Source organism: Kribbella sp. NBC_00709, assembly GCF_036226565.1.
Taxonomy (GTDB): Bacteria; Actinomycetota; Actinomycetes; order Propionibacteriales; family Kribbellaceae; genus Kribbella.
The window spans coordinates 5,583,018-5,606,672 of sequence record NZ_CP108996.1; the positions used below are offsets into that span (position 1 = coordinate 5,583,018).

Annotated in this window: 19 protein-coding genes; 12 read left to right on the forward strand and 7 right to left on the reverse strand. The window is 68.8% G+C overall.

The window, feature by feature from the left end:
* Nucleotides 1-139 precede the first annotated feature (139 nt).
* Complete coding sequence (locus OHA18_RS27580) at nt 140-2,707, forward strand: ATP-binding protein (protein ID WP_328998210.1); 2,568 nt, start codon at nt 140-142, stop codon at nt 2,705-2,707.
* A 679-nt stretch (nt 2,708-3,386) separates the two neighbouring features.
* On the opposite strand, the gene OHA18_RS27585 is transcribed toward OHA18_RS27580, so the two are convergent.
* Nucleotides 3,387-3,896 (reverse strand): pyridoxamine 5'-phosphate oxidase family protein, encoded by a 510-nt coding sequence (locus OHA18_RS27585; RefSeq protein ID WP_328998211.1) that lies wholly within the window; start codon nt 3,894-3,896, stop codon nt 3,387-3,389.
* A 53-nt stretch (nt 3,897-3,949) separates the two neighbouring features.
* Here OHA18_RS27585 and OHA18_RS27590 point away from each other — a divergent pair, with 53 nt between their 5' ends.
* The 3 genes from OHA18_RS27590 to OHA18_RS27600 all read left to right on the forward strand — a co-directional run bounded on the left by OHA18_RS27590 (nt 3,950) and on the right by OHA18_RS27600 (nt 8,309).
* Nucleotides 3,950-4,792 (forward strand): DegV family protein, encoded by an 843-nt coding sequence (locus OHA18_RS27590; protein ID WP_328998212.1) that lies wholly within the window; start codon nt 3,950-3,952, stop codon nt 4,790-4,792.
* Between the two features lie 90 nt (nt 4,793-4,882).
* Nucleotides 4,883-5,845: a helix-hairpin-helix domain-containing protein gene (locus OHA18_RS27595; protein ID WP_328998213.1), complete on the forward strand. Its 963-nt coding sequence runs from the start codon at nt 4,883-4,885 to the stop codon at nt 5,843-5,845.
* A gap of 244 nt (nt 5,846-6,089) precedes the next feature.
* Nucleotides 6,090-8,309, forward strand: a complete 2,220-nt coding sequence (locus OHA18_RS27600) for a ComEC/Rec2 family competence protein (RefSeq protein ID WP_328998214.1) — start codon at nt 6,090-6,092, stop codon at nt 8,307-8,309.
* Between the two features lie 26 nt (nt 8,310-8,335).
* Here OHA18_RS27600 and OHA18_RS27605 read toward each other — a convergent pair whose 3' ends face one another.
* A complete protein-coding gene (locus OHA18_RS27605; protein ID WP_328998215.1) occupies nt 8,336-8,899 on the reverse strand; it encodes an isochorismatase family protein in 564 nt (187 codons plus the stop codon).
* A gap of 69 nt (nt 8,900-8,968) precedes the next feature.
* Between OHA18_RS27605 and holA the strand changes: the two genes are divergently transcribed.
* A complete protein-coding gene (holA, locus tag OHA18_RS27610; protein ID WP_328998216.1) occupies nt 8,969-9,952 on the forward strand; it encodes a DNA polymerase III subunit delta in 984 nt (327 codons plus the stop codon).
* A 130-nt stretch (nt 9,953-10,082) separates the two neighbouring features.
* Here holA and rpsT read toward each other — a convergent pair whose 3' ends face one another.
* Both rpsT and OHA18_RS27620 read right to left on the reverse strand, forming a co-directional pair.
* Entirely contained in the window at nt 10,083-10,343 is a 261-nt protein-coding gene (gene rpsT, locus OHA18_RS27615) for a 30S ribosomal protein S20 (RefSeq protein ID WP_134097262.1), read from the reverse strand.
* 120 nt (nt 10,344-10,463) lie between these two features.
* Nucleotides 10,464-10,925 (reverse strand): SRPBCC family protein, encoded by a 462-nt coding sequence (locus OHA18_RS27620; protein WP_328998217.1) that lies wholly within the window; start codon nt 10,923-10,925, stop codon nt 10,464-10,466.
* Nucleotides 10,926-11,088: 163 nt separating this feature from the next.
* On the opposite strand from OHA18_RS27620, the gene OHA18_RS27625 reads away from it, so the two are divergent.
* Entirely contained in the window at nt 11,089-14,097 is a 3,009-nt protein-coding gene (locus tag OHA18_RS27625; protein ID WP_328998218.1) for a S8 family serine peptidase, read from the forward strand.
* A 53-nt stretch (nt 14,098-14,150) separates the two neighbouring features.
* Here OHA18_RS27625 and OHA18_RS27630 read toward each other — a convergent pair whose 3' ends face one another.
* From OHA18_RS27630 to OHA18_RS27640, 3 genes are read right to left on the reverse strand one after another with little or no spacing between them, the layout of a single operon-like run.
* The gene (locus OHA18_RS27630) at nt 14,151-15,332 is read right to left on the reverse strand and encodes a hypothetical protein (RefSeq protein ID WP_328998219.1); all 1,182 of its coding nucleotides are present in this window, start codon (nt 15,330-15,332) and stop codon (nt 14,151-14,153) included.
* The gene (locus OHA18_RS27635; RefSeq protein WP_328998220.1) at nt 15,329-15,856 is read right to left on the reverse strand and encodes a sigma-70 family RNA polymerase sigma factor; all 528 of its coding nucleotides are present in this window, start codon (nt 15,854-15,856) and stop codon (nt 15,329-15,331) included. Before OHA18_RS27635 ends, OHA18_RS27630 begins: the two co-directional genes overlap by 4 nt.
* 57 nt (nt 15,857-15,913) lie before the next feature.
* Nucleotides 15,914-16,813, reverse strand: a complete 900-nt coding sequence (locus tag OHA18_RS27640; RefSeq protein ID WP_328998221.1) for a hypothetical protein — start codon at nt 16,811-16,813, stop codon at nt 15,914-15,916.
* A 112-nt stretch (nt 16,814-16,925) separates the two neighbouring features.
* Here OHA18_RS27640 and lepA point away from each other — a divergent pair, with 112 nt between their 5' ends.
* From lepA to OHA18_RS27670, 6 genes are all read left to right on the forward strand, one after another.
* The gene (gene lepA, locus OHA18_RS27645; protein WP_328998222.1) at nt 16,926-18,815 is read left to right on the forward strand and encodes a translation elongation factor 4; all 1,890 of its coding nucleotides are present in this window, start codon (nt 16,926-16,928) and stop codon (nt 18,813-18,815) included.
* 25 nt (nt 18,816-18,840) lie between these two features.
* Nucleotides 18,841-19,743, forward strand: coding sequence for an aminoglycoside phosphotransferase family protein (locus OHA18_RS27650; RefSeq protein ID WP_328998223.1), 903 nt, complete (start codon nt 18,841-18,843; stop codon nt 19,741-19,743).
* A gap of 78 nt (nt 19,744-19,821) precedes the next feature.
* Nucleotides 19,822-20,394: a TetR/AcrR family transcriptional regulator gene (locus tag OHA18_RS27655; protein WP_328998224.1), complete on the forward strand. Its 573-nt coding sequence runs from the start codon at nt 19,822-19,824 to the stop codon at nt 20,392-20,394.
* Between the two features lie 2 nt (nt 20,395-20,396).
* The gene (locus OHA18_RS27660; protein WP_328998225.1) at nt 20,397-21,755 is read left to right on the forward strand and encodes an MFS transporter; all 1,359 of its coding nucleotides are present in this window, start codon (nt 20,397-20,399) and stop codon (nt 21,753-21,755) included.
* A 42-nt stretch (nt 21,756-21,797) separates the two neighbouring features.
* Complete coding sequence (locus OHA18_RS27665; RefSeq protein ID WP_328998226.1) at nt 21,798-22,424, forward strand: MOSC domain-containing protein; 627 nt, start codon at nt 21,798-21,800, stop codon at nt 22,422-22,424.
* Nucleotides 22,421-23,653 carry an MFS transporter gene (locus tag OHA18_RS27670; protein ID WP_328998227.1) on the forward strand — a complete coding sequence of 411 codons (1,233 nt, stop codon included), beginning with the start codon at nt 22,421-22,423 and terminating at the stop codon, nt 23,651-23,653. Before OHA18_RS27665 ends, OHA18_RS27670 begins: the two co-directional genes overlap by 4 nt.
* Nucleotides 23,654-23,655: the final 2 nt, after the last annotated feature.

Consider the following 23,655-nt stretch of genomic DNA (forward strand, 5'->3'; position numbering starts at 1 on the left):
GGACTCCTTGTTTTGTTGCCTCGGTCAACAAGTTGGTGTGACCCAGGCCGCATCCCGCACGCCGGTCGCCCCCCGCACAGACACGCTGGTCACGCTATGTTGTGACAGGAACGTGGGGCCTCCAGAGGGGTGACGTGCTGTGTCGGACACGGATGGCCGGGCTGACGGTCGGCGGGGTTTCGCCGACCTGTTGCTCGACTTCAGGGTCCAGGCCGGCCTCTCCCAGGAGGAGCTGGCCGACCGCGCCGGGCTGAGTGTGCGATCGATCCGGGAGATGGAGGCCGGCCGGGTCGCGCGGCCGCGGAAGGATTCGGTCCGGCTGCTCGCGTCCGCGCTGGGTCTCCAGGACACCGAGCAGTTCCTCGCCGCGGCCGGTCACGGCACCGCGCGTCGCGTCGTACGGCCGGTCGTCTCGGTTGCCGACGCGGCCCCGACCGGTTTGCGTTGGCGTGGCACGCGGCCGATCCCGGACGGACTTGTCGGCCGGGAGGAGGAGCTGTTCGAGCTCGAGTCGCTGCTGCGGCAGAACCGGCTCGTCACGCTCGTCGGTCCCGGCGGGGTCGGCAAGACCGAGCTGGCGCTGGCCGCAGCCGACCGCTTCTCCGGTGCGGACACCACGGTGGTCGTCGTCGACCTGACCACAGTCCAGCGCGATGCCGCCGTACCGTCGGCCATCCTCGACGCCTTCGGCACAGCCCCGGGTACGTCGGACCTCGACGACGTACTGTCCGGCCGCCGACCGGGTGACCTGGTCATCGTCGAGGACAACGCCGAGCACGTGCTGGACGGTGTCGCGACGGTCGCCAACCGGATGGTCCGCAGCTTCCCGGGCATCGGCGTGCTAGTGACGTCGCGGATCCCGCTGGGCCTGCCGGACGAGGTAGTGCGCCGGGTCCAGGTGCTCGGCGTACCGCCGAACGACGAGGACTTCGAACAGATCGTGGCGTCGCCGGCCGTGGAGATGTTCTGCCGCCGAGTGGCGCGGGTGCGGCCCGGCTTCGTGCTGACGCCGTCGAATGCCCCGACTGTGGCGCGTCTGTGCCGGCGGTTGGACGGTCTGCCACTCGCGCTCGAGCTGGCGGCCGCGCGGGCCGGATCGTTGTCGGTGGAGACGATTCTGGCGGCGCTGGACGATCGGTTCCGGTTGCTTTCGGGGCCACGGCGGTTCGGTGCACCTCATCAGCGGACGCTTGCGGACACGATCGCCTGGAGCGTCGACGCGTTGTCGGATCCGGCGCGCCAGCTGCTCTATCGGGCATCGGTGCTCGGTTCGCCGTTCACTCTCGAGGCAGTGGCCGGAGTGTGCACGGGCGCTCCGATCGACAGCCTCGACGTACCGATGCTGCTGGCTGAGCTGGTGGACAAGTCGCTGCTGCAGCCGGTGCACGAGTTCGAGCAGCTGTACGGCGCGCGGTACAAGTTGCTGGAGACGATCCGGGAGCACGCGTACGCCGGTCTGTCGTCGCAGGGCGATGACCTCGTCGAGTTCCGGGACCGGGCCGTTGCGTGGTGTTCGACGTACGTCGCGGGGCTGGAAGGGGCGTGGTCGTCGCCGGACCGCGATCGGCAGTACCGGGCGGCGCATGCGAACTCTGCGCTGTTCGAGGTGGCGTTGGAGCGAGCGGCCGAGCTGGGGGAGTGGGACACGGCCGGGCGGATCGTGCTCGGCTTCCGGATCGCGTGGCAGTACCAGGCGAGTGTGGCCGAGAGCGGGATCCGATGGGCGACGCTCTGCGCTTCTCACGTGTCCGACAAAGAGGCCAGTGGCCGGCTGCTGGCGATAGCAGGCCGACTGTCCAGTCTGACCGGTGACATCCGCGGTGCGCGGCGGCACTACGAGGAGGCGCGCACGCTCATCCCGGGCGAGACCGAGATGGGTCTGGTCGCTCGTGGCGGCTGGGTGTCGTCCGGTTCGCACCTGCTCGATACGCAGAGCCTCGCGGAAGTGCCGGCGCTGGTGGAGGACGCGCGCAAGCATGGCGACGTACAGCGGTCCGCGACCGTGCAGGCGACCTGTGGTCTGGCGTTGCTGCGGTGGGGTCGTTTGGAGGAGGCGAAGGAGCTCCTGCTCGCCTGGGAGGCCGCACTGGTCAACCCGGGTGTGTACCCGGACGAGATCGCGTACATGGCGCTCAGCCGCGTCGACCTCGAGCTGGGCAACCTGCCCGAGGCGCGCCACTGGGCCGAACTCGCCCGCGACAGCCAGGCCTCGGACGACCCGGAGCGGACCAAGGTCGCCGGCTGTCTGGCGATGGTCGAGTTCCACGACGGTCGGTACGACGAGGCGCGGGCACTGCTCGACCAGGCCGACGCGGACATCCGCGGACACCGCGGGTACTTCGACTATCTGGTGATGCTGTACCGGTCCCGGCTCGCTCGCGCCGCCGGTGAGGTCGAGCAGGCACGGGTCTCGATCCGCGACGCCGTGAACAGGCTGCAGCTCGAAGGGCGGGTCGTCTACCTGCTCGAAGTACTGCCGGAGGCGGTGGCGGTCCTGCACGCGCTGGGGCGCTCCGACGCAGGGGACGCGTTGTGCGGTCAGCTGCTGGCGTGGCAGCGGTCCATGGACCCGCCGATGCTGCCGACCGCCTGGGCGGTCCTACAGGAGTCGTGCGAGAGCGCGTCGGTCGCGGACGGGTGGCCGGAGCCGGATCCGGCGGCCGCTGTGCAGCGGCTGGCGAACGACGTACTCGCTGCTCTTTCCTGAGCTCCCCTCCCTCCTTCCTTCCCTTCGTTTTATGACGCGGATCCGCGGAAGCTGCCGGGTAACTGCCGGTTGTTCTGCCTCGTCCTGACATGGTCGCCGGACGAAGAATTACAGCCGTAGGGCAGGTTCCACGAAGCAGAGTCCGACACCGGGCGGCGGCAGCGAAGGGGTGGTGAACCATGAAGAGGCCATGGGACGCCGCCGGACTGCCGGCCAGCGCGGAAGAGGCGACGCGGAGGGCATCCGGCGGCTGGTTGGTGGGGGCGCCGAGCGGCTGCCGAGAGCTCCGGAGTGCTGTGGAGTGTGGATCTGTCCTGCCTGTACCGGACGCTGTGCACCGTCAGGGCACCGCTTCCGGGGAGGGGTCCCAGCAGCGGGTCAGGCACACGACACAGGGGACGAGTGTCGCGGTCCGGCTGACACGGGTAACCGATGGGTTTGGTCACTCATCGGCGGGTCGGCCGCTGGGGCCTCCCGGAACCTCGACGAGCTCGCGGTCAGGCCGGTCCTTCGTGGCACCGGATACGGGGAGTAGCTCGTCGAGGCTCCATCAACTTCGGCTGACAACCAGGGGGAGTCAGCAGGACAAGCCGGGCTGATGACGCACGTGGGGACGCCACCAGCCCGGCGCAGGTCCCAAGCGAGGTGAAGGCCCCGGAGGGGTGGCCTTCACCTCGCTTCATTCTCCGAGCACTGCCGCCTTGTCCATCGCGTAGCCGATCATCCAGTGCGGTTGGAGACGGCAGTAGACGATGTCGTCCCCCCAGCTCGACGGTGAACTGCCGTAGTGGTTCGTGAGATGCTCCTCGATCTCGGCGAAGTCCGGGTGCTCCGGCGTCAAGAACTCGACGTTCCCATGACTGAACACCCCGATCCGCTCACCATCGACGTACGAGAGGCTCGCCGCCGGCCGCATCCTCAGCTGCCTCGCCTTCGCCGCCGACCCCGAGGTCGTGAACACCCACCGCGCGTGCAGGAAGTGCCCGTCCACCGCACTGATCCGCGGCTCACCCCGCGCCGTCACCGTGGCGAGATTGAGCGTGCACATCCCGGTCAGAACCCGCACCAGCTCCTCGGCATCCAGCCGCCGCGGACCCGTGATGATGCTGTGCAGATGCTCGGTTGACCGCGCGTACGCCGCGTCAAGCAGCCCCTGCAACTCTGTGACTTCTGCCCCTGTCTCTTTCATCCTCGGAGTCTCGCACCGCGCACCGACATATGACTGTCCGGTAACCTCGCTGCATGTCAGCCCGCGTGCAGGTCGTCACCGACTCCACGGCCGGCCTGTCCACGCACGAGGTGCTCCGCCACCCGCTGACCGTCGTACCGCTCCAGGTCGTGATCGGCGGGACGTCGTACGACGATGGCGCCACGTCGGCCGACGCGGTCGCGGAGGCGCTCAAGACCTTCACCCCCGTCTCGACCAGCCGGCCCGCGCCGCAGACATTCGCCGACACGTACGCCGCGTGCGCCGCAGACGGTGCCGAGGCGGTGGTGTCGATCCATCTGTCGGGCGACATGTCCGGCACGTTCGAGGCGGCGATGATCGGGGCCAAGGAGTCACCGATCCCGGTCCGGGTGATCGACTCGCGCTCGCTCGGCATGGGCCTCGGCTTCCCGGTCCTGGCCGCGGCGGCCGCAGCCGCTGCCGGGGAGGACGCGGCCGCTGTCGAGGCGGCCGCACGCGCCACGATGAAGTCCATCTCGGCGTACTTCTACGTCGACACCCTCGAGTACCTCCGCCGCGGCGGCCGCATCGGCGCCGCCCAGGCCCTGTTCGGTACGGCGCTCGCCGTCAAACCGCTGCTGACGATCAAGGGTGGCCGCATCGTCCCGCTCGAGAAGGTCCGAACCTCCAGCCGAGCCATCGCGCGCCTCGCCGACATCGCCGTCCAACGCGCCGGCGACACCCCTGTCCAACTGGCCGTCCACCACCTCGCCAGCCTCGAAAAGGCCCAATCCCTCGCCGACGACCTGGCCAACCGCCTCCCCGCCGCCAAAGAGATCGTCCTGCGCGAGGTCGGCGCCGTCATCGGCGCCCACGTCGGCCCCGGCCTCCTAGCCGTCGTCGTGAGCCCGCACTAGCGCGTCGCTGAACGTCGGGTTCCGCCCAGCGTTGTCCACAGGTTTCAGGTTGTGGATCCGGGCGGGTCGCAGACTCGTACCTTCTCTGCCGTGAAGGTCTTTCGTCGTGTTCCGGTGCCAGAGCCGGGCGCCCGAGAGCGAGCCCTGGCCCGCCTCGCCGCCCGGCCCCCGACCCACGCCCCCACACCCGACGTTCAACCGACCAACCACCCCAGCAACAACCCCCGCCGCGACAGCCGTGGTCGCGACGAGCGTGCTGGTGATGACCGTGCTGGTGACTACTACTTGGAGGAGAGTGATGACGAGGTGCGAGGTGGATGGATCCCCGAACAGGTCCGGCCCGAGCGACTCCGCGACGCCCGCTGGACCCTCTCCCCACGCCATGTCCTGGTCCTGCTCGCCGTACTGGCCATCGGCCTGTCCTGGGCCGCCTGGTCTTTCCTCAGAGCCCGCCCGGAAGCCCTCCCCGACACCCAGCCCACCACCGCGACCTCGGGCTCACCCGTCGCCCAGCCCACCCCCGGCTCCCCATCCGCGGCCCAACCTCAACCGAGTTCCGCGCAATCGGCCGGCCCTCAACCGAGTGCCGCTCAACCGACGGGTGCTCAGACTGGCGCCCAACAGCTGCTTGTCGTCTACGTCGCAGGGAAGGTCCGGCACCCGGGTCTCGTCCGCGCACCCACCGGCGCCCGCGTGGCCGACGTGCTCACCCTCGCCGGCGGCCCACTCCCCGGCGTCGACCTCACCACCCTCAACCTCGCCCGCCAAATCACCGACGGCGAGCAAATCACCGTCGGCCAACCCTCCCAGCCCCAACCCACCAACCCAACCGGCACAACCACCCCGAGCGCCACATCCACCGACCCCATCAACCTCAATACCGCCACCCTCGCCCAACTCGACGCCCTCCCCGGCGTCGGCCCCGTCCTGGCCCAACGCATCCTCGACTTCCGCACCCAGAACGGCCCCTTCACCACCATCGACCAACTCCAGGAGGTCCCCGGCGTAGGCCCCAAAAAGTTCGACTCCCTAAAACCCCATGTCCACCTCTGACCCGACAGCCGACTCCTCCACCACCGCCAACCCGCCTGCCGCCGACCCGCCCGCTTCCGGCCAACCTGCCACTGAGCCGCTTGATGCGAGGCTGCTCCTCCCGTCCGCCGCGGGCTGGCTGACTGCAGTCGTCCTGGTTGGCCAACGCCCTCTCACCGCCACGCTCGTATCAGTCGCCGCGCTCGTCCTCGCCGTCACCCTTGGACTGCTCCTTCGCAACAGGCCCACCTACCCGCGAAAAACCATGGGCTGGGCGGCCGCCGGATCCTTGGTCGTTGTCGCCGGCCTGGGCATCGCCGCCGCACTTCAATCCGCCACCCTCCGCACCGGCCCGATCCGCAACCTCACAGGCGCCTCCGCAACGGTCAACGTTCGCCTCAAGATCGAAGGAGACCCATCACTCCGCCAGAGCACCACCAGCCGACGCCCGCCGTACGTGGTCGTCAAAGCAACCATCGAGGAGGTACGCACCCACAGCGGTCCAACCCAATCCAGCCCTGCCCGCACGACCACAACCCGCATCCGTACGCCGGTCTTCGTCATCGGCACCGCGAAGTGGCAGACGGTCAGATACGGCCAGCATGTCGACGCCACCGGCAGACTCGGAGGTGTCGAAGACGGCTCGGACGTGGCCGCGATGCTCTCGACCCGTTCACCACCGCGGATCGTCGACGAGCCACCGTGGTGGCTACGCGCCGCCGAGCAGGTCCGCGCCGGCCTCCGCAAAGCAGTAGCCCACGAGCCTGACGATGTCCGCGGTCTCGTCCCGGCGCTCGTCATGGGCGATGTCTCCGCGGTGTCCGCAGAGCTCAACGCAGACTTCCAGACCACCGGCCTCACTCACCTTTCTGCCGTCTCGGGAACGAACCTCACCCTGCTCCTTGCGTTCGTCCTCCCGCTGGCGCGGCTGGGAGGAGTGCGCGCCCGCGGCCTGACCGCGGTGGGCGTTCTGATGGTCGTGGTCTTCGTCGTCCTTGCAAGACCACAGCCGAGCGTTCTCCGAGCAGCGGCCATGGGGCTGATCGCGTTGGCCGCGATGACCAGCGGGGGAGCCCGGCGCCGCGCAGTACGGAGCCTGTCTGTCGCAGTGATCGTGCTGCTGTTGTTGGACACGTCGCTTGCGCGTTCGGCCGGGTTCGCCTTGTCGGTGCTCGCGACCGCGGGCATCGTCCTGCTCGGGCCTGGTTGGCGCGACGCGTTGGCGACGTGGTTGCCGGACTGGTTGGCCGATGCGATCTCATGCCCGCTTGCTGCCCAGCTCGCGTGTACGCCGGTCGTCGCGTGGCTGTCGGGTCAGGTCTCACTGGTCGCGGTTGCCGCCAACCTGTTGGCCGGGCCGGCGGTTGGTCCAGCCACAATCCTCGGATTCATCGCGGCCGGAGTCGCCTTGCTGAGCACCGAACTGGCCCAACTCGTCGGCTGGGTCGCGGGCTGGCCGGCCCGGTGGATCATCGTCGTCGCTCGAGAGGGCGCCGATCTCCCGGGTGCCGCCAACGCCTGGCCGGCAACCGCAGTCGGCATCGTCGTCCTCACCCTGCTCTGCCTAGCGCTCGTGCTCGGGCTGCATCGCATCCTGGCTCGCCCGATCGCGATGATCTTGGCGATCGTCGTGCTCACGGTCGTCGTACTGCGTCCCGTCGGCTCGCTCGGTGGGCCGCCCGATGATTGGCTCTTCGTGGTCTGTGATGTCGGGCAGGGAGACGGCTTGGTACTTCGAGCAGGCGAGGGTACTGCGGTCGTCGTCGACACCGGTCCGGATCCCGTCCCGATGGATCGGTGCCTGCGAGACCTGGGGATCAAGCACATACCGGTGCTCGTCCTCAGCCATTTCCATGCCGATCACGTTGGCGGGCTGGCCGGCGTACTGCATGGGCGGAAGGTCGATGAGATCGAGGTGACTCCGTACTTCTCGCCGCGAGCTGAGTACAAGCGAGTGGTCGAGCTGGCTTCGCAGCATGGGATTGGTTTGCGTACGGTCACGTTCCAGGAGAGGCGGGTGGTCGGTCAGGTGAGTTGGACGACGCTGTGGCCGGCTCGGGTGCCCGCGCTGCCTCCGCCTGGCACGTCGTCCGCGACCTCGTCGGACGAAGGGTCTCCGGAGAACAACGCCAGCATCGCGATGATGGTCGAGCTTTCCGGTCTCCGGATCCTGCTCACGGGAGACCTCGAGCCCGAGTCCCAGCGAGCCGTTCTGGCGACAGGCCTCGATCTGCGGGCGGATGTACTGAAGGTCCCGCACCACGGTTCAGCGCAGCAGGATCCGCAATTCATTGCCGACACGCATGCCCGGCTGGCCCTCATCTCCGCCGGCCGCGACAACGACTACGGCCACCCGGCCCCGAGGACCCTGGATATTTTGTCCCACGACGCGATCCGCACCGCCACCACCAACGTCAGCGGCACGCTCACCGTCACCAACGCCGACAACCACCTAGCGCTCACAACCACTCACCCCGCACCATGACCAGCGCACCGAGCGAGCAGGCAGTTCTACGAGAAGGTGACGGCTGCGGTTGGGAGTGTGTTTTCGGGTTGGTCGCCGAGGGACCAGGCAGCTACGCGGGAGACGACGTGGGCGGGGACTTCGTCGGCGACTCCGGGGACTGCCGGGATGTTGTAGGTGCCGTGCGCGTCGTACGGAAGGACGACGCGGTAGCCGCGGGCGAGTGCGGTCTTCGCCGTTGCGTGTACGCACATCTCCGACATCACGCCGCAGATCGTGAGGGAGCGGACGCCGGCCGAGACCAGGATCTCGCCGAGCGGAGTCGCGTCGAAGCCGTCGTCGCGCGGCTTCCGGAGCACGTGCTCGCGTGGTCCGGCCTTCACGGGCAGGTACAGCTCCCAGCCAGGTGTCTCCGGCTCGTCATCCGCACCGGGCGGACCGTCGTTCTGCAGATGTACGACGACCGCGCCGGCCGCCCGGGCCCGGTCCAGCAGCTCTCCGACCCGGGCGAGAAGCCGATCAGCTCCAGGCACGGCGCCGCCCCCCGCGACGAACGCAGTCTGCATGTCCACAACCACAAGGGCGTCGGTGGGCGCCGGAGATGACGTCATGGGCTCATCCTCGCCGGTTTGCTGAGGGGGCGCACCGGGATTGTCGGGCGTACGTGGGATGCTGGCCGCGTGGCTGCTCGTAGGGGTTCTGCGCCGAAGCTCGGTGATGTGTTGCTGGTGACCGGGGCCGAGTCGTTCCTGGCGGATCGGGCGGTGCGGTCAGCGATCGCGGCGGTGTCGAAGGGCAGTTCCGACGTCGAGGTGACCGACTACGACGCGTCGACGCTGGACGTCGGCGTGTTCGCCGAGCTGACCGGGCCGTCGTTGTTCGCGAGCGAGCGGGTGCTGGTGATGCGGTTCCTCGAGAACCTGCCGAGCGAGATGGCGCCGCACCTGATCGAGTACGCCGGATCGCCGTCGGACGACGTGCTCGTCGTGCTGGTGCATTCGGGCGGCCAGAAAGGGAAGGGCGTCCTCGACAAGTTGCGGAAGGCATCGGTCAACGAGGTCGTCGCGACGGCGCCGAAGACGTGGGAGCTGCCGCAGTTCGTGGCGGGCGAGATCCGGCTGCACGGCGGGACTGTGGACGAGGGGGCGGCGTCGGCGTTGGTCGACGCGGTCGGGCACGATCTGCGGGCGTTGGCCGGAGCGTGTTCGCAGCTGGTATCGGACTCCGGCGGCCAGGCGGTAACGGCCGAGCTGATCGGGCAGTACTTCGGGGGCCGTGCGGAGGTTACGAGCTTCGCGGTCGCGGACGCGGCGATCGCCGGGCGGACCGAGCCGGCGCTGGAGCAGTTGCGGTGGGCGCTGGACTGCGGGGTCGCGCCGGTGCTGGTGACGAGCGCGATGGCGGGCGGATTGCGCGGGCTGGCGAAGTACGCGAGTGCGCCGAGCGGGATGCGCGAGGCGGATCTGGCGCGCGAGGTCGGCGTGCCGCCGTGGAAGCTGAAGCAGCTCAAGCAGCAGGCCCGCGGGTGGACCCCCGGCGGACTCGCGACCGCGATCAAGGCTGTCGCCCAGGCCGACGCCGACGTCAAAGGCGCCTCCGGCGACGCCGGCTACGCCCTCGAGCGCATGGTCCTCACCATCACCCGCTCCCACGGCCGCCGCTGAGCAGCCGACCCAGGTCAGGTGGTTGGCGGTCTTCGCGCCGGTCGGGCCTGGGCATGCAAAAACGATCGGCCGGTCGTTGGGGACGGGCCGATCGTTCGGGTGGCCGCGCGGCGGGCGCGCGGCCGGTGGATCAGAGGGAGGCGGCCTTCTTGAAGAGGGCCGACTTCCGGTTGGCAGCCTGGTTGGCGTGGATGACGCCCTTGCTGACGGCCTTGTCGAGCAGGCGGCCGGCCTTGCGGGCGGTCTCCTGGGCCTTGTCGGCCTCACCGGCCTCGACGGCCTCGTGGAAGCGGCGAACAGCCGTCTTGAGGGTCGACTTCACGGACTTGTTGCGAAGTCGCGCAGCCTCGTTCTGGCGGTTGCGCTTGATCTGGGACTTGATGTTCGCCACGAAGAAGAGCCTCGATCAGGTGTGTGCGGTCAATACGGAAGGTGTCGCGGCGCACGGCTAGACACCGCCCGTGGGCGCGCGAAGGACCAGATTACCAACAAGCGGACCCCAGCTCCAAACTCACTCCCGGTGCAGGACCGACTCGGCGGTGGATTTCAGCCCGTTGAGAGTGGTGTGGATGCCGTGGACGTTCCGTGGAGTGCGGTCCCCGAAGACCGGGCGGAAGAGGAGTTTCAACGGAGCCGGGCGGTGGTCGGTCCAGGATTCGGTCACCTCGCAGCCGGTCGCGGTCGGGCTGAAGTCGTACTCCCAGAGCGAGATCGGGATCGGGCCGAAGTGAATGGAGAAGGAGAACCGGCGGCCCGGCTCGGCGGCCACCACGCGGCCGAACGTGAACCAGCGCACAACGCCAACCCGGTTGTGACCGATGAACCGCGCCCCGACGGCAGGACCCGGATCGGCTGACCAGGTGACGCGGGTGCATTCGGGGCTCCACTCGCGCATGCGGGGTAGATCGGCCACCAATGAATAGAGCGTCGCGGGGGAGGCGGCGACCTCGATGGACTCGGTCAGGTCGGGCATCGGGTTTTCCCTTGCTGTCGGCATGCGCCTGCACGGGTGAGCGTGACATCGGCGCGGGCCGGACGGCATACTCGGGGCCCCGTGACGCTGATCACCTGCCGGCGCCGGGTAGTCCTGCGAGCCAACGCTCCACCATCGCGCCGCCCAGCCCTGGAGGATCTCCGTGACCCGCAAACGCCAGGCGATCGTTGTCGCCTCAGCGCTGATCGCCGCGACCGCCGGCGTACCCCTGCTGGTGAACGCCGCCAACGCCAGCCAGCCAACGACGACGACCCAGACGACGACCCAAGCAGCCGACCCCGACGTCAAGCGTTCGGACACCGGCTCGTACATCGTCCAGCTCGACGACTCCCCGGTGGCCGAGTACGACGGCGACATCGCCGGCCTCGCCGCGACGAAGGTCGCGCCCGGCGGCAAGCTGCTCAAGTCCGCCGCCCCGGTGATCAACTACGTCAAGCACCTCACCGGCGAGCGCGACCAGCTGCTGCACAACAGCAAGATCACCAAGCTCTACGACTACAACTACACGTACGCCGGTTTCTCGGCCGAGATGTCGTACGACGACGCGGTCGAGCTGGCCAAGTCGTCCGGGGTGAAGAGCGTCGAGCCGAGCGAGATCGAGCATGCTGACACCGTCGACACCCCGCGCTTCCTCGGCCTGTCCGGCAAGGGCGGAGCGTGGCAGCAGGCGGGCGGGGTCGACAAGGCCGGCGATGGCGTGATCATCGGCATGATCGACTCGGGCTACACCCCGGAGCGGCCGAGCTTCGCGCCGATGAAGACCTCCGAGCAGTCCGACGCGATCGTCGCGAAGAAGTGGAAGGGCACCTGTCAGGCCGGCGAGGAGGCGCCCGTCACCTGCAACAACAAGGTGATCGGCGCCCGGTACTTCGACAAGGGCATCGGCACCCGTCCGATCCCGGAGGAGTACAAGTCGCCGCGTGACTACGGCGGCCACGGGACGCACACCGCGAGTACCGCGGCCGGCAACTACGGCGTCGAGATGAGCGTCATGGGCCGCGACTACGGCAAGGGCTCCGGTATGGCGCCGCATGCCCGTCTCGCGATCTACAAGGCGCTGTGGGCGGTCGACGCGACCGGTGGCGGCAGCGGTACGGACGCCGACATCGTGGCCGCGATCGACGCCGCGGTCGCGGACGGCGTGGATGTCATCAACTACTCGATCTCCGGCAGCGGTTCGTCGTACGTGAACGCGACCGGGCTCGCGTTCCTCCGTGCCGCCAAGGCGGGTGTGTTCGTTGCCAGCAGCGCCGGCAACACCGGCCCGGGCGAGGCGACCGTCGGCAAGACGTACCCGTGGGTGACGTCCGTTGCCAACGGCACCCATGACCGCGACATCCAGACCACAGTGACGCTGGGCAACGGGAAGTCGTACACCGGAGCCGGCATCGGTGCGGGCGTAGCGAGCGCACCGGTGATCCTGGCCAAGGACGCCGGACTCCAAGGAGCTGACCCGACCAACCTCGTCCTGTGCCAGGCCGGCACGCTCGACCCGGCGAAGGTCGCGGGCAAGATCGTGGTCTGCGACCGTGGTGTGAACGCCCGCGTCGACAAGAGCCTGCAGGTGAAGAACGCCGGCGGTGTCGGCATGATCCTGCTCAACATCACCCCGGGCACGCTCGACTCCGACCTGCACTCGGTTCCGACCGTCCACCTGGACGACACCAAAGCCCCGGAGATCAAGGCATACGTGAGCGGTACGGCGAACCCGACCGCCGCGATCAGCCCCGGTACTCCGGTCCGCGTGAATGCTCCGATGGTGGCCGCCTCCTCCAGCCGCGGCCCGTCCCCGGCCGGCAACGGCGACCTGCTCAAGCCGGACATCATGGCCCCCGGTACGAACGTCCTCGCCGCGACGACCGCGTTCAGCGCGGCCGGTGGCGAGTACGCGTTCATGAGCGGTACGTCGATGTCCACGCCGCACATCGCCGGTATCGCCGCCGTACTGAAGGCCAAGCACCCGACCTGGTCGCCGATGGCCATCAAGTCCGCGATGATGACGACCGCCACCGACAAGGACAGCAGCGGCAAGCCGATCAAGAACGACTCCGGCTCGCAGGCCAACCCGTTCGGGTACGGCGCCGGCCTGGTGCAGCCGAAGACCGGCATGGACCCCGGCCTGGTCTACGACTCGACGTACACCGACTGGACGAAGTTCATCTGCGGCTCCGGTCAGGTCCCTGCCACGCATGAGCTGTGCGCGAACGGCAAGATCGATCTGAGCGACCTCAACTACCCGACGATCGCGATCGGCGACCTGGCCGGCAAGCAGACCGTGACCCGGACCGTGACGAACGTCAGCGAGGTGCCGGAGATCTACTTCCCGAAGGTCGAGGGTCTGAAGGGTCTCGAGGTGACGGTGTCGCCGCGGATCCTGATCACGCTGCCCGGGCGCAGCACGACGTACAAGGTGACGTTCGAGAACAACGGTGCGCCGCTCGAGCAGTACTCGTTCGGCCGCCTGATCTGGAAGTCCGCGAAGCACTCGGTCGCCAGCACGCTGGCGATCAAGCCGCTCACCGTGAAGGCGCCGGCGCAGGTCAACGGCACCGGGACGAGCGGCTCGGTCCAGGTCCCGGTGACGGCCGGGTACGCCGGGACGCTCAACGCGACCGCAAGCGGTCTGGACCCGGCCACGGTCGGCGACGCCGCGTTGAAGAACCCGGGTGGCGTGGCGTTCCCGACGACCGCCCCGAAGGCGAACGACCATGTCGCGAAGTTCACGGTGAACGTCCCGGCCGGTACGACGCACGCCCGGTTCTCCACGTTCGAGGCGGACTACCCAGCAGGCACGGACCTGGATGTGTTCGTCTACAGCGCCGGTACGACGACTTTGCTCGGCAGTAGTACTGGCGGCTCAGCCGAGGAGGAGGTCAACCTCCCGCGGCCGGCAGGTGGTCAGGTGGACGTGTACGTCGACCTGTACGCCGGAGCGAACGAGCAGACCGTCAAGCTCAACCACTGGGAACTGCAGAAGGCCGAAGGCAACCTGACGGTCACACCGGCCAGCCAGCAGGTCACAGTTGCCGGCCAGACCAGCGTCACGGCGTCCTGGGCCGGTCTGACCACCGGCACCAGGTATCTGGGTCAACTGCACTTCTCCGACGGCGCAGACGGCTCCGGCTCCACCATCGTCCGCGTCGACAGCTGAACACAGACCATCGGCTCAGCACGCAATGAGCGTGCTGAGCCGATGGACGTGGATCAGGGCTGTACTTGCTGGATGATCTCGTCGGGCTTGGCGACCGCGACCTGCTTGCATTCGCCGGTCGCGACGGCGCAGCGGAACAGCTTCTGCGCCGGCCCGGCTTCGTCGACCACGATGATGTTGTCCGGGTCCTCGAAGATCGCGTCCTCGAACCACTTCGCCGTGGCCGGAAGCTTCATCTTGGTGACCTTCCCGGTGGCGATGTCGACGGCGACCCCGATGTTGCTGATGGTCATCGTCGCCCCGTCCGGCGACACCGTCACGTACGCCGCGGCCACCGGTGCCTTGAAGCAGTATTCACGCTTCGCCTCGAGCCCCTTGGCTCCCAGCGTGGCGGCTGTGACGCAGGACTGGTCGCCCTTGAAGGTGATGTGCGTGACGGTGTTGTTGCTGCGCGTCATGTGCAGGGTGCCGGCGCTGAAGGTCCCGACCGTCCGGACATCCTTCGATCCGGGCTGCCAGAGCTTCACGGGCACCGGGTCCGGAGAGTGCTCGTCCAGCCAGATGCCGTCCTTGTTCCAGCCGAGGAGTTCGAGGTTCGGGGTCTTGACGGTGAGGCTCGACACCTCCTTGCCGGACCTGACGTCGACGACGACCACTCGATTCTCGGCCCGGCCGTACTTCGAGAGCGCGACGGCGAACTGCTGCCCGTCGGGTGAGACCCACGGGCCGAAGGCCCCGAGCGGCCCGATCGGACGGACCTTGCCGCTCGTGGAGACGAGGGCGACCTGTGCCTTGTCCGGATCGGGGTAGCCGGTGTTGACGAGCCAGCCGCCCTCGGTCCGTGCGACGACATTGCCCTTCACGCCCGGGTTCTTGACGGTCTTTCCGCCGTCGTGGACAGCCGCCCACCAGGTGTCGAGCGGGTTGTCCGGGTTGTTCTGGACGAGAGTCGTGTACGGGATCTTGGGCGCTCCGGCCGACACCGGGCCCCTGGCCGGCAGGCTGCTGACGGACGGCTGGTCGTCGTGCTTGCCCATGCTGTGCAGGAACGGCACGGCCAGGGTCAGCACCGCCGCGATGCCGGCAGCGGCCACCGCCATCGGGACCCAGCGGCGGCGGGTGGAGGTGGAGGTGCCGGTGCTGTCCAGTTCCAGGCCCGGGCCGTTGGCGGAGTCCGGCACGGTGCCGGCCTTGGTGTGCAGGTAGTCGCGCAGGCGGGTCTCGGTGTCGTTCATCGGAGTTCCTCGAGTTTCTTGGTCAGAGCCGTGAGGCCGCGCGACGCGGTCGCCCTGGCGGTGGATGCGCTGATGCCGAGGATCTCGGCGATCTCGTCGAAGGGCAGGTCGAGGTAGTAGCGCAGGACCAGCACCTCACGGGGCCGGGTGGCCAGCTCCTGGAGTGCCTGGCGTACCTGGAGGCGTTCCTCGCTGAGCACGGCGGTGCTTTCCGCGGAGTCCTCTGGCGCCTGGCGGGGTGGAGTGTAGAGACGCGCCACCCGACGGCGCCGGAGCGCGGACCGCCCCGCGTTGAGGACGGCTGTGCGGAGATATCCCAGTGCCTTGTCGGAGTCCTTCAGTGGCCATCGCCGGTACAGCTGAGCGAACGCCTCCTGGACTATGTCTTCGGCTGTCTGTCTGTCATCGATCACCAGGACGGCCAGGCGCACCAGACCGCGCCACTCCCGGCCGTACAGCGCCGAGACGGCTTCACGCGCCTCGTCGCCGGCCGCCGCCTGGTGAGGATGCTGCTCGATACTCACCACTAGATTCGTCACACCCTCAGAGACGCGCATCCCCCGGAAACGCTGCATCCCGGGCTACTGCAGTCTCTCGCGCACCCAGTCCAGGTGGTCCAGAGCCGATGAGCGCTGCCACGTCCGGATCGTCGGCAGCCCGGGTGGTGCCGGCTGCGCGGCGCCCCACCACAGGCCGCCGCCGATCGCTGCGATGAAACCGGTGATTGCCTCGTCGTCCGGCAGCTCCGGCAGCACGACCGATCCGCGCATCTCCGCGTGCAGGATGACCGTGTCCGTCCACCGCGGCGCCAACGCCGGGTGCGCCCAGTCGATGAACACGACGCGGTCGTCGGTCAGGATGATGTTGTCGGCCCGCAGGTCGTAGTGCGCCAGCGCCTTTCCCTCAGCGAGCGCCCGGAGCCCGGTCCGCGCCAGCTCCGCGAACTTCTCGACCCGGCCCTCCATCCACGCCGGTACGGCGAGGTTGTCGGCCAGCACGTTGTCCCAGCGGCTCAGGAAGTCGTGGCTCCGCAGGGCAACCTGAGGCGCGTCCGGCCACGGCGACGGGTCCAGCGCGTCGGTCAGGTCCTCGAGCGCGCCCAGTACGCGGTCCGCGTCGGCCTGCTCCCAGGGATGCGCGGGCAATCGCCCCTCGATGTCCTCGAACAGCATCCCGACCCAGTCGCCGTCGTCGTACACGTCGTACAGCTGCGGCGCCATCGAGAGGCGGCCGATGGCCTGCATGGCGGTGATCTCCTGGCGGAACAGGTCCGGCGTTTTCGGGTTCAGCGACGTACCCACTGCCTTGACGAACGCCCGGCGGCCCGAGGCGGTCACCAGGCGGGCGGCGACGCCGGGGGAGAAGCCGCCCTGCTGCGTGGCAGCCGACACCACAGCTGAGCCGAGCGTATGTTCCACCCAGGCCCGCACAGAGGTGGGCGTCTTCTCGAAGGGCAACCGGACCCCAGCAGCATGCGCCATGCGTCACCACGGTAGGTGACCTGGGCGTCGCCCGCTCATGATTTTCGAATCTGCTGGACCCGCATGGGATGATTGACCGGATATCACCCAAGACCAGAACTGGATCCCCTCCGTGCCCGTTGGCCCCACGAATGTGCCGCAGCCGGGTCGTACCGACCCGACGCTGATCCGGAACTTCTGCATCATCGCCCACATCGACCACGGCAAGTCGACGCTGGCCGATCGGATGCTGCAGATCACCGGAGTGGTCGACGACCGCTCGATGCGGGCTCAGTACCTCGACCGGATGGACATCGAGCGCGAGCGCGGCATCACGATCAAGTCGCAGGCGGTCCGGCTCCCGTTCGCCCCGAAGCCGGACACCCCCGGCGGGCTGCTGGCACCCGACGGTACGACGTACATCCTGAACATGATCGACACGCCGGGCCACGTGGACTTCACCTACGAGGTGTCCCGGTCGCTGGAGGCGTGTGAGGGCGCGGTCCTGCTGGTCGACGCGGCGCAGGGGATCGAGGCGCAGACCCTGGCCAACCTGTACCTCGCGCTGGGCGCCGACCTGCACATCATCCCGGTGCTGAACAAGATCGACCTGCCGAGCGCGCAGCCAGAGAAGTACGCCGCCGAGCTGGCCCACATCATCGGCTGCGACCCGTCCGACGTGTTGCGGGTCTCGGCCAAGACCGGTGAGGGTGTCGAGGCGCTGCTGAGCGAGATCGTGGCCCAGATCGACCCGCCGAAGGGCGTCAAGGACGCGCCGCCGCGGGCGCTGATCTTCGACTCGGTCTACGACACGTACCGCGGCGTGGTCACCTACGTCCGGGTGGTCGACGGCGAGCTGGTCCACCGGGACCGGATCAAGATGATGTCGACCGGCGCGGTGCACGAGATGCTCGAGGTCGGGGTGATCTCGCCGGAGCCGATGAAGACGCCGAGTATCGGCGTGGGTGAGGTCGGTTACCTCATCACCGGCGTGAAGGACGTTCGCCAGTCCCGGGTCGGTGACACCGTCACCGCGGCCGTCCACGGTGCGACCGAGGCGCTCGGTGGCTACAAGCACCCCCAGCCGATGGTGTACTCCGGGCTGTTCCCGATCGACGGCGACGACTACCCGACGCTGCGGGACGCGCTGGAGCGCCTGCAACTGAACGACGCCGCCCTGCAGTACGAGCCGGAGACCTCGGGTGCGCTCGGGTTCGGCTTCCGCTGCGGGTTCCTCGGGCTGCTGCACATGGAGATCGTCCGGGAGCGGCTCGAGCGCGAGTTCGACCTGGACCTGATCTCGACCGCGCCGAACGTCGTCTACCGGGTCGAGATGGAGGACGGCAAGGAGTTCGTCGTCACCAACCCGAGCGAGTTCCCGGAAGGCAAGATCGCCGACATCTACGAGCCGGTCGTCCGCGCGACGATCCTGAGCCCGAAGGACTACATCGGCGTCATCATGGAGCTCTGCCAGTCCAAGCGGGGCAACCTGCTCGGGATGGAGTACCTGTCCGAGGACCGGGTCGAGCTGCGCTACACGCTGCCGCTGGCCGAGATCGTGTTCGACTTCTTCGACCAACTGAAGTCCAAGACCAAGGGCTACGCGTCGCTGGACTACGAGCCGACGGGCGAACAGGCGGCCGCGCTGGTCAAGGTCGACATCCTGCTGCAGGGCGAGACGGTGGACGCGTTCTCCGCGATCGTGCACCGCGACAACGCCTACTCGTACGGCGTCGCGCTGGCCGGCAAGCTGAAGGAACTGATCCCGCGGCAGCAGTTCGAGGTGCCGATCCAGGCCGCGATCGGGTCCCGGATCATCGCCCGTGAGTCGATCCGCGCGATGCGCAAGGACGTGCTGGCCAAGTGCTACGGCGGTGACATCACCCGGAAGCGCAAGCTGCTCGAGAAGCAGAAGGAAGGCAAGAAGCGGATGAAGATGGTCGGCCGGGTCGAGGTCCCGCAAGAGGCCTTCATCGCCGCCCTCCGCACGTCCGAGTCCACCGAGAAGGCGGGCAAGAAGTAGTGCTCCGCCGGAAGTCCGCCCGCTAGTGCCGGTCGAGATCCCGGCCGGCCTGCTCGCCGTCGCAGCTCGCGGGCCGGACTGGGCGGACTGGCTCGATCGGCTTCCGCGGCTGATCCGGGATCTCCTCGACGAGTGGCAGTTGCGCGTCGACGGCAAGCCGGCGTACGGCAATTGCGCGATCGTCGTGCCGGTGCTTGCCGAGGGCAAGCGTGCCGTGCTGAAGGTGCAGTTCCCGCACTGGGAGGCCGAGACCGAGCATCTGGCACTGCGGACGTGGGCCGGCAACGGCGCGGTGCAACTGTTGCGGGCGGACCCACGCCGGTTCGCCTTGCTGCTCGAGCGGCTGGAGTCGCGGGACCTGACCACGATCGACGCGCTGGACGCGTGCGAGCTCGTTGGCGCGACCTACAAACGGCTGCATGTCGCGGCGGGTCCGCAGTACCGGACGCTGTCGGGGGAGCTGAAGCGCTGGGTGGAGGGCTTCCGGAGGCTGCCCGCGTCGGCGCCGGTGCCGCATCGGTACGTCGAGCAGGCGATCTCGCTCTCGGAGGACTTCATCGCCGACCCGGCCACCGACGGCCGGCTGATCCACACCGACCTGCATTACGAGAACATGCTGGCCGCGGACCGCGAGCCGTGGCTGGTGATCGACCCGAAGCCGCTGTCCGGTGACCCGCACTTCGAGGTCGCGCCGCTGATCTGGAACCGGTGGGACGAGGTCGTGGCCGCCGGCGACCTTCGGTTCGCGGTCCGGCAGCGGTTCTACACCGCGATCGACGCGGCCGGCCTGGACGAGGACCGGGCCCGCGACTGGGTGATCGTCCGGCAGATGCTCAACGTGCTGGGCACGCTCGAGAACACCGACGGCACCCTTCCTCAGGACTGGCTCACCCGCAACATCGCCATCGTCAAGGCCATCCAGGACTGAGCTCCGCGCGGCCGCGCGGGAGTGAGGTACGAGACATTGGGTTGTAGTTAGTAGTTACTACCTACTAACTTCGCCGGTATGCGGATGACTGGGCGAGAGCGGCGTGAGCAGATCCTGGGGATCGCCGAGGAGGAGTTCGCGACCGCGGGGTTGTACGGCGCGTCGACCGAGACGATCGCCCGGCGGGCGGGGATCACGCAGGCGTACGTGTTCCGCCTGTTCGGGACGAAGAAGCAGCTGTTCCTGGCCTGCGTGGATGCCGCGTTCGGGCGGATGACGCTGGCGATGCTGGCCGCCGCGGGCGGGTCGAGCGGGATCGAGGCGCTGACGGCGATGGGGCAGGAGTACAACGAGATGCTCGCCGATCGCACGACGCTGCTGCTCCAGCTTCAGGGCACCGCCGCGGCCGCGGCCGGCGACGGCGAGGTCCGCGACGCCGTCCGTGCCAGCTTCGCCCGGCTCTGGCAGGCCGTTGCCGACACGGCTCAGCTGGATCCGGTCACGATCAAGTCGTTCCTTGCCTTCGGCATGCTTCTCAACACCAACGCGGCCCTCGATCTGCCACAGGTCGACGAACCGTGGTCCCACCAGGCCAGAACCCGAATAAAACCAGGCCTTTTCGCCCACATCACCACCGAGACCAACCAATGAGGATGTCCTCTCGGAGGCTCGTGGCGTTCCTGGTCTTCGTCGGGTTGATCGTTGCGGTGATCGGGAGCCTGGGAGCTCCGCTGATCACCGCCGTGGCCGAGGAGTACGACGTATCGCTGGCGGCCTCGCAGTGGACGTTGACGATCGCGTTGCTCGCGGGTGCGGTGGCGACGCCGGTGCTCGGTCGGCTCGGGTCGGGGCCGCGGCGGCGGACCGTCGTACTGGTGATGCTGGGAGTGGAGGTCATCGGCAGCCTGCTGACCGTGATCCCGCTGCCGTTCGCGCTCCTGCTGGTCGGCCGGGCGCTGCAGGGGTCCGGGATCGGGCTGGTGGTGTTGATGATGGCGGTCGCGCGAGACCACCTGGACGAGCAGCGGGCCGCGCGCACCATCGCATTGTTGTCGGTGGCATCGACCGCCGGTATCGGGATCGGCTACCCGTTGTCGGGCCTGCTCACCGACCTCGCCGGCGTACGTGCCGCCTATGGCCTCGGCCTCGTCATCACCGCGGCTGCTCTGCTCGCCGCCGTCTTCGCGCTGCCGGAGGCTCCGCCGCGCCCGTCGACCCGCCTCGACCTCCGCGGCGCGATCCTGCTGGCGATCGCGCTACCCGCCCTGCTCCTGGTCATCGGCGAGACCAACCTCTGGCGGCATCACGCCGCACTCGCCATCGCGATCCTCGTGGCCGCCCTTCTTGTGCTGATCGGCTGGACGGTCCTCGAGGCGCACACCGAGAAGCCACTGGTCGACGTACGTCTCCTTCGTCATCCCGCGGTCGCCGCGGCCAACCTCGTGATGCTGACCGGCGGCGTCGGCATGTACCTGCTCTTCAGCCTGATCACCCGCTACGTGCAGACCCCCGCCGCGGCCGGGTACGGCTTCGGGCTGAACACCTTCGAGGCCGGCCTGGTCCTGGTCCCGTTCTCGATCCTCGGCTTCGTCGCCGGCCGTCTGGTCCCGGGCTGGCGGGAGCGGCTCGGCGCCAGATGGTTGCTCGCAGCAAGTACGGCGGTCGTCCTGGCCGCGTTCGTACTCTTCGCGCTCGCCCGCTCACACCTGGTCGAACCGATCCTCGCGATCGGCATCCTCGGCTTCGGCGTCGGCGCCTTCTCCGCTGCCATGCCCGCCGTCATCCTGGCGGTGACCCCGAGGGAGGAGACGGCCAGCGCGATGAGCGTGAACGCGGTCGTCCGCAGCGTCGGCTTCTCGACCGGCAGCGCCCTCGGCGGGCTCATCCTGGCCGCCCACACCACGGGCGTCTTCCCCCGGGAGTCCGGGTACGGCGCGGCCGCCTGGATCGGGGTCGCCGCCACGGCCGCCACGCTGGTGATCATCGCCATACTCCCGCTCAAGCAGCAGTAAAACCGGTGGATCGCGGCCAACCGGCCGGGAGAGGATGCCGGTATGCGGTTGCTGACGGTCAATGTGGTGGAGAAGCTGATTCCCGGTCCGAAAGAGACCGGGCTCACCGCCATCGACAAGCGACCGCAGCCCGGCCGGGTCCACGTCGGCGAGCTCGGCCTGACCGGCGACCGGGTCTGCGACACGAAGAGCCACGGCGGTCCCGATCTCGCCCTCTACACGTACGCCGAGGAGGACGCGAACTGGTGGGCCGCCCAACTGGACCGCGACATCCCGTCCGGCCTGTTCGGCGAGAACCTCCGCACCGAAGGGCTCGACGTCAACGGCGCACTGCTCGGTGAGGTGTGGCGGATCGGCGAAGAGGTCGAGGTGATGGTCCGCGCACCCCGCATCCCGTGCATCACCTTCCAGCACCGCATGCAGGAGCCGCGCTGGGTCAAGCGCTTCCACCAGGCCGGCCGCCCCGGCGCGTACCTGAAGGTGCTCCGCGCGGGCACGATCGGCGCCGGCGATCCCATCCAAGTCATCAGCCGGCCGGACCACGAGGTCACCGTCGCCCTGATGTTCGCCCAGCAGGAGCCCGCCAAGATGCAGCGAATGCTCGACTCCGGCGTCGCCCTGATGGACGAACTCCGCGACACCGCGCAGCGCGTGGTGGCGCGCGGATGAGCGCGCAGACAGCCGTCCGCAGGGGAGTGCTGCCGGAGCCGGGGCCGCTGCGGCCGCTTGCGCTGGCGACCCTGCTGAGCCGCGTCGGCAACGGGCTGCTGATGACGGTCAGCGTGCTGTACTTCAACCGGATCGTCGGCCTGTCGATCGCGCAGGTCGGCCTCGGTCTCACCATCGCCGGGTTGTTCGGGCTGCTGTCCGCCGTGCCGCTCGGGCATCTAGCAGATCGGCGGGGTCCGCGCGGTCTGTTCGTCGTCCTGAGCCTGATGGTCTGCGGGCTGTCGCTGCTCTACCTGGTGGTGCAGAACTTCTGGCAGTTCCTCGTCGTGAGCATCGTGCTGACGATGATCGACCGCGGTGCCGGTGCTGTCCGGGCCGCGCTGATCGCTGCGTTGACCACTGGCGCGGGCCGCGTCGCGGCCCGCGCGTACCTGCGGGCGATCACGAACATCGGCATCATGGTCGGCGCCGCCATCGGTGCCTTCGCGCTGCATTTCGACACGGCTACGGCGTACCGCGTGATGTTCGTGCTCGATGCGTTGTTGAGCAGTGTTGCGGCCTTCGTCGTACTGGCGATTCCGCGGGTGGCGCCGCAGTCACATGATGGTGACGGCCCGGTGTGGATCGCGCTGCGCGACCGTGGGTACATCGCGGTCGCCGCGCTCAACGCGGGTATGAGCATCCACTTCGCCGTACTCGACGTCGCGATCCCGCTCTGGGTGGTCGACCACACCGACGCCCCGCGCTGGACCGTCGCGTTGCTGCTGATCATCAACACCGTGGTGGTCTCGCTGTTCCAAGTACGGTCGTCGCGTGGCATCGCGGACCCGACCACGGCCGCGCGTGCCACCCGCACCGCCGGGTTGTTGCTGCTGGCATCGATGGTGCTACTGGCCGGCGCCACCTGGGGCAACGCACTGATCGCGGTTGCCCTGCTCGCTGTGGGCGCTCTGGTCCAGGTGATCGCCGAGCTGATGCAGTCGTCGGGCTCGTTCCTGCTCAGCTTCGACCTCGCGCCCGGCCACGCACAGGGTCAGTACCAGGGCGTCTGGAACACGAGCATGTCGATCAGCACCATGATCGCCCCGACCGTCCTTGCCCTCCTGCCCCTCGGCCTCGGCGTCCCCGGCTGGATCATCCTCGGCGCCTGGTTCGCCCTGACCGGCGCCCTGTTCGTACCGGTCGTCCGCTGGGCCGAGAGTCGCCGCGCCACGCTCGTGACGGCGTAGCG

What these genes read in the sequence shown, in the direction of transcription:
- OHA18_RS27670 (WP_328998227.1), top strand. Translation starts at nt 22,421, where the DNA reads ATGAGCGCGCAGACAGCCGTCCGCAGGGGAGTGCTGCCGGAGCCGGGG.
- OHA18_RS27590 (WP_328998212.1), top strand. Translation starts at nt 3,950, where the DNA reads ATGTCAGCCCGCGTGCAGGTCGTCACCGACTCCACGGCCGGCCTGTCC.
- OHA18_RS27640 (WP_328998221.1), bottom strand. Translation starts at nt 16,813, where the DNA reads ATGGCGCATGCTGCTGGGGTCCGGTTGCCCTTCGAGAAGACGCCCACC.
- OHA18_RS27600 (WP_328998214.1), top strand. Translation starts at nt 6,090, where the DNA reads ATGGGCTGGGCGGCCGCCGGATCCTTGGTCGTTGTCGCCGGCCTGGGC.
- OHA18_RS27655 (WP_328998224.1), top strand. Translation starts at nt 19,822, where the DNA reads ATGCGGATGACTGGGCGAGAGCGGCGTGAGCAGATCCTGGGGATCGCC.
- OHA18_RS27630 (WP_328998219.1), bottom strand. Translation starts at nt 15,332, where the DNA reads ATGAACGACACCGAGACCCGCCTGCGCGACTACCTGCACACCAAGGCC.
- OHA18_RS27585 (WP_328998211.1), bottom strand. Translation starts at nt 3,896, where the DNA reads ATGAAAGAGACAGGGGCAGAAGTCACAGAGTTGCAGGGGCTGCTTGAC.
- OHA18_RS27620 (WP_328998217.1), bottom strand. Translation starts at nt 10,925, where the DNA reads ATGCCCGACCTGACCGAGTCCATCGAGGTCGCCGCCTCCCCCGCGACG.
- OHA18_RS27605 (WP_328998215.1), bottom strand. Translation starts at nt 8,899, where the DNA reads ATGACGTCATCTCCGGCGCCCACCGACGCCCTTGTGGTTGTGGACATG.
- OHA18_RS27660 (WP_328998225.1), top strand. Translation starts at nt 20,397, where the DNA reads ATGTCCTCTCGGAGGCTCGTGGCGTTCCTGGTCTTCGTCGGGTTGATC.
- OHA18_RS27665 (WP_328998226.1), top strand. Translation starts at nt 21,798, where the DNA reads ATGCGGTTGCTGACGGTCAATGTGGTGGAGAAGCTGATTCCCGGTCCG.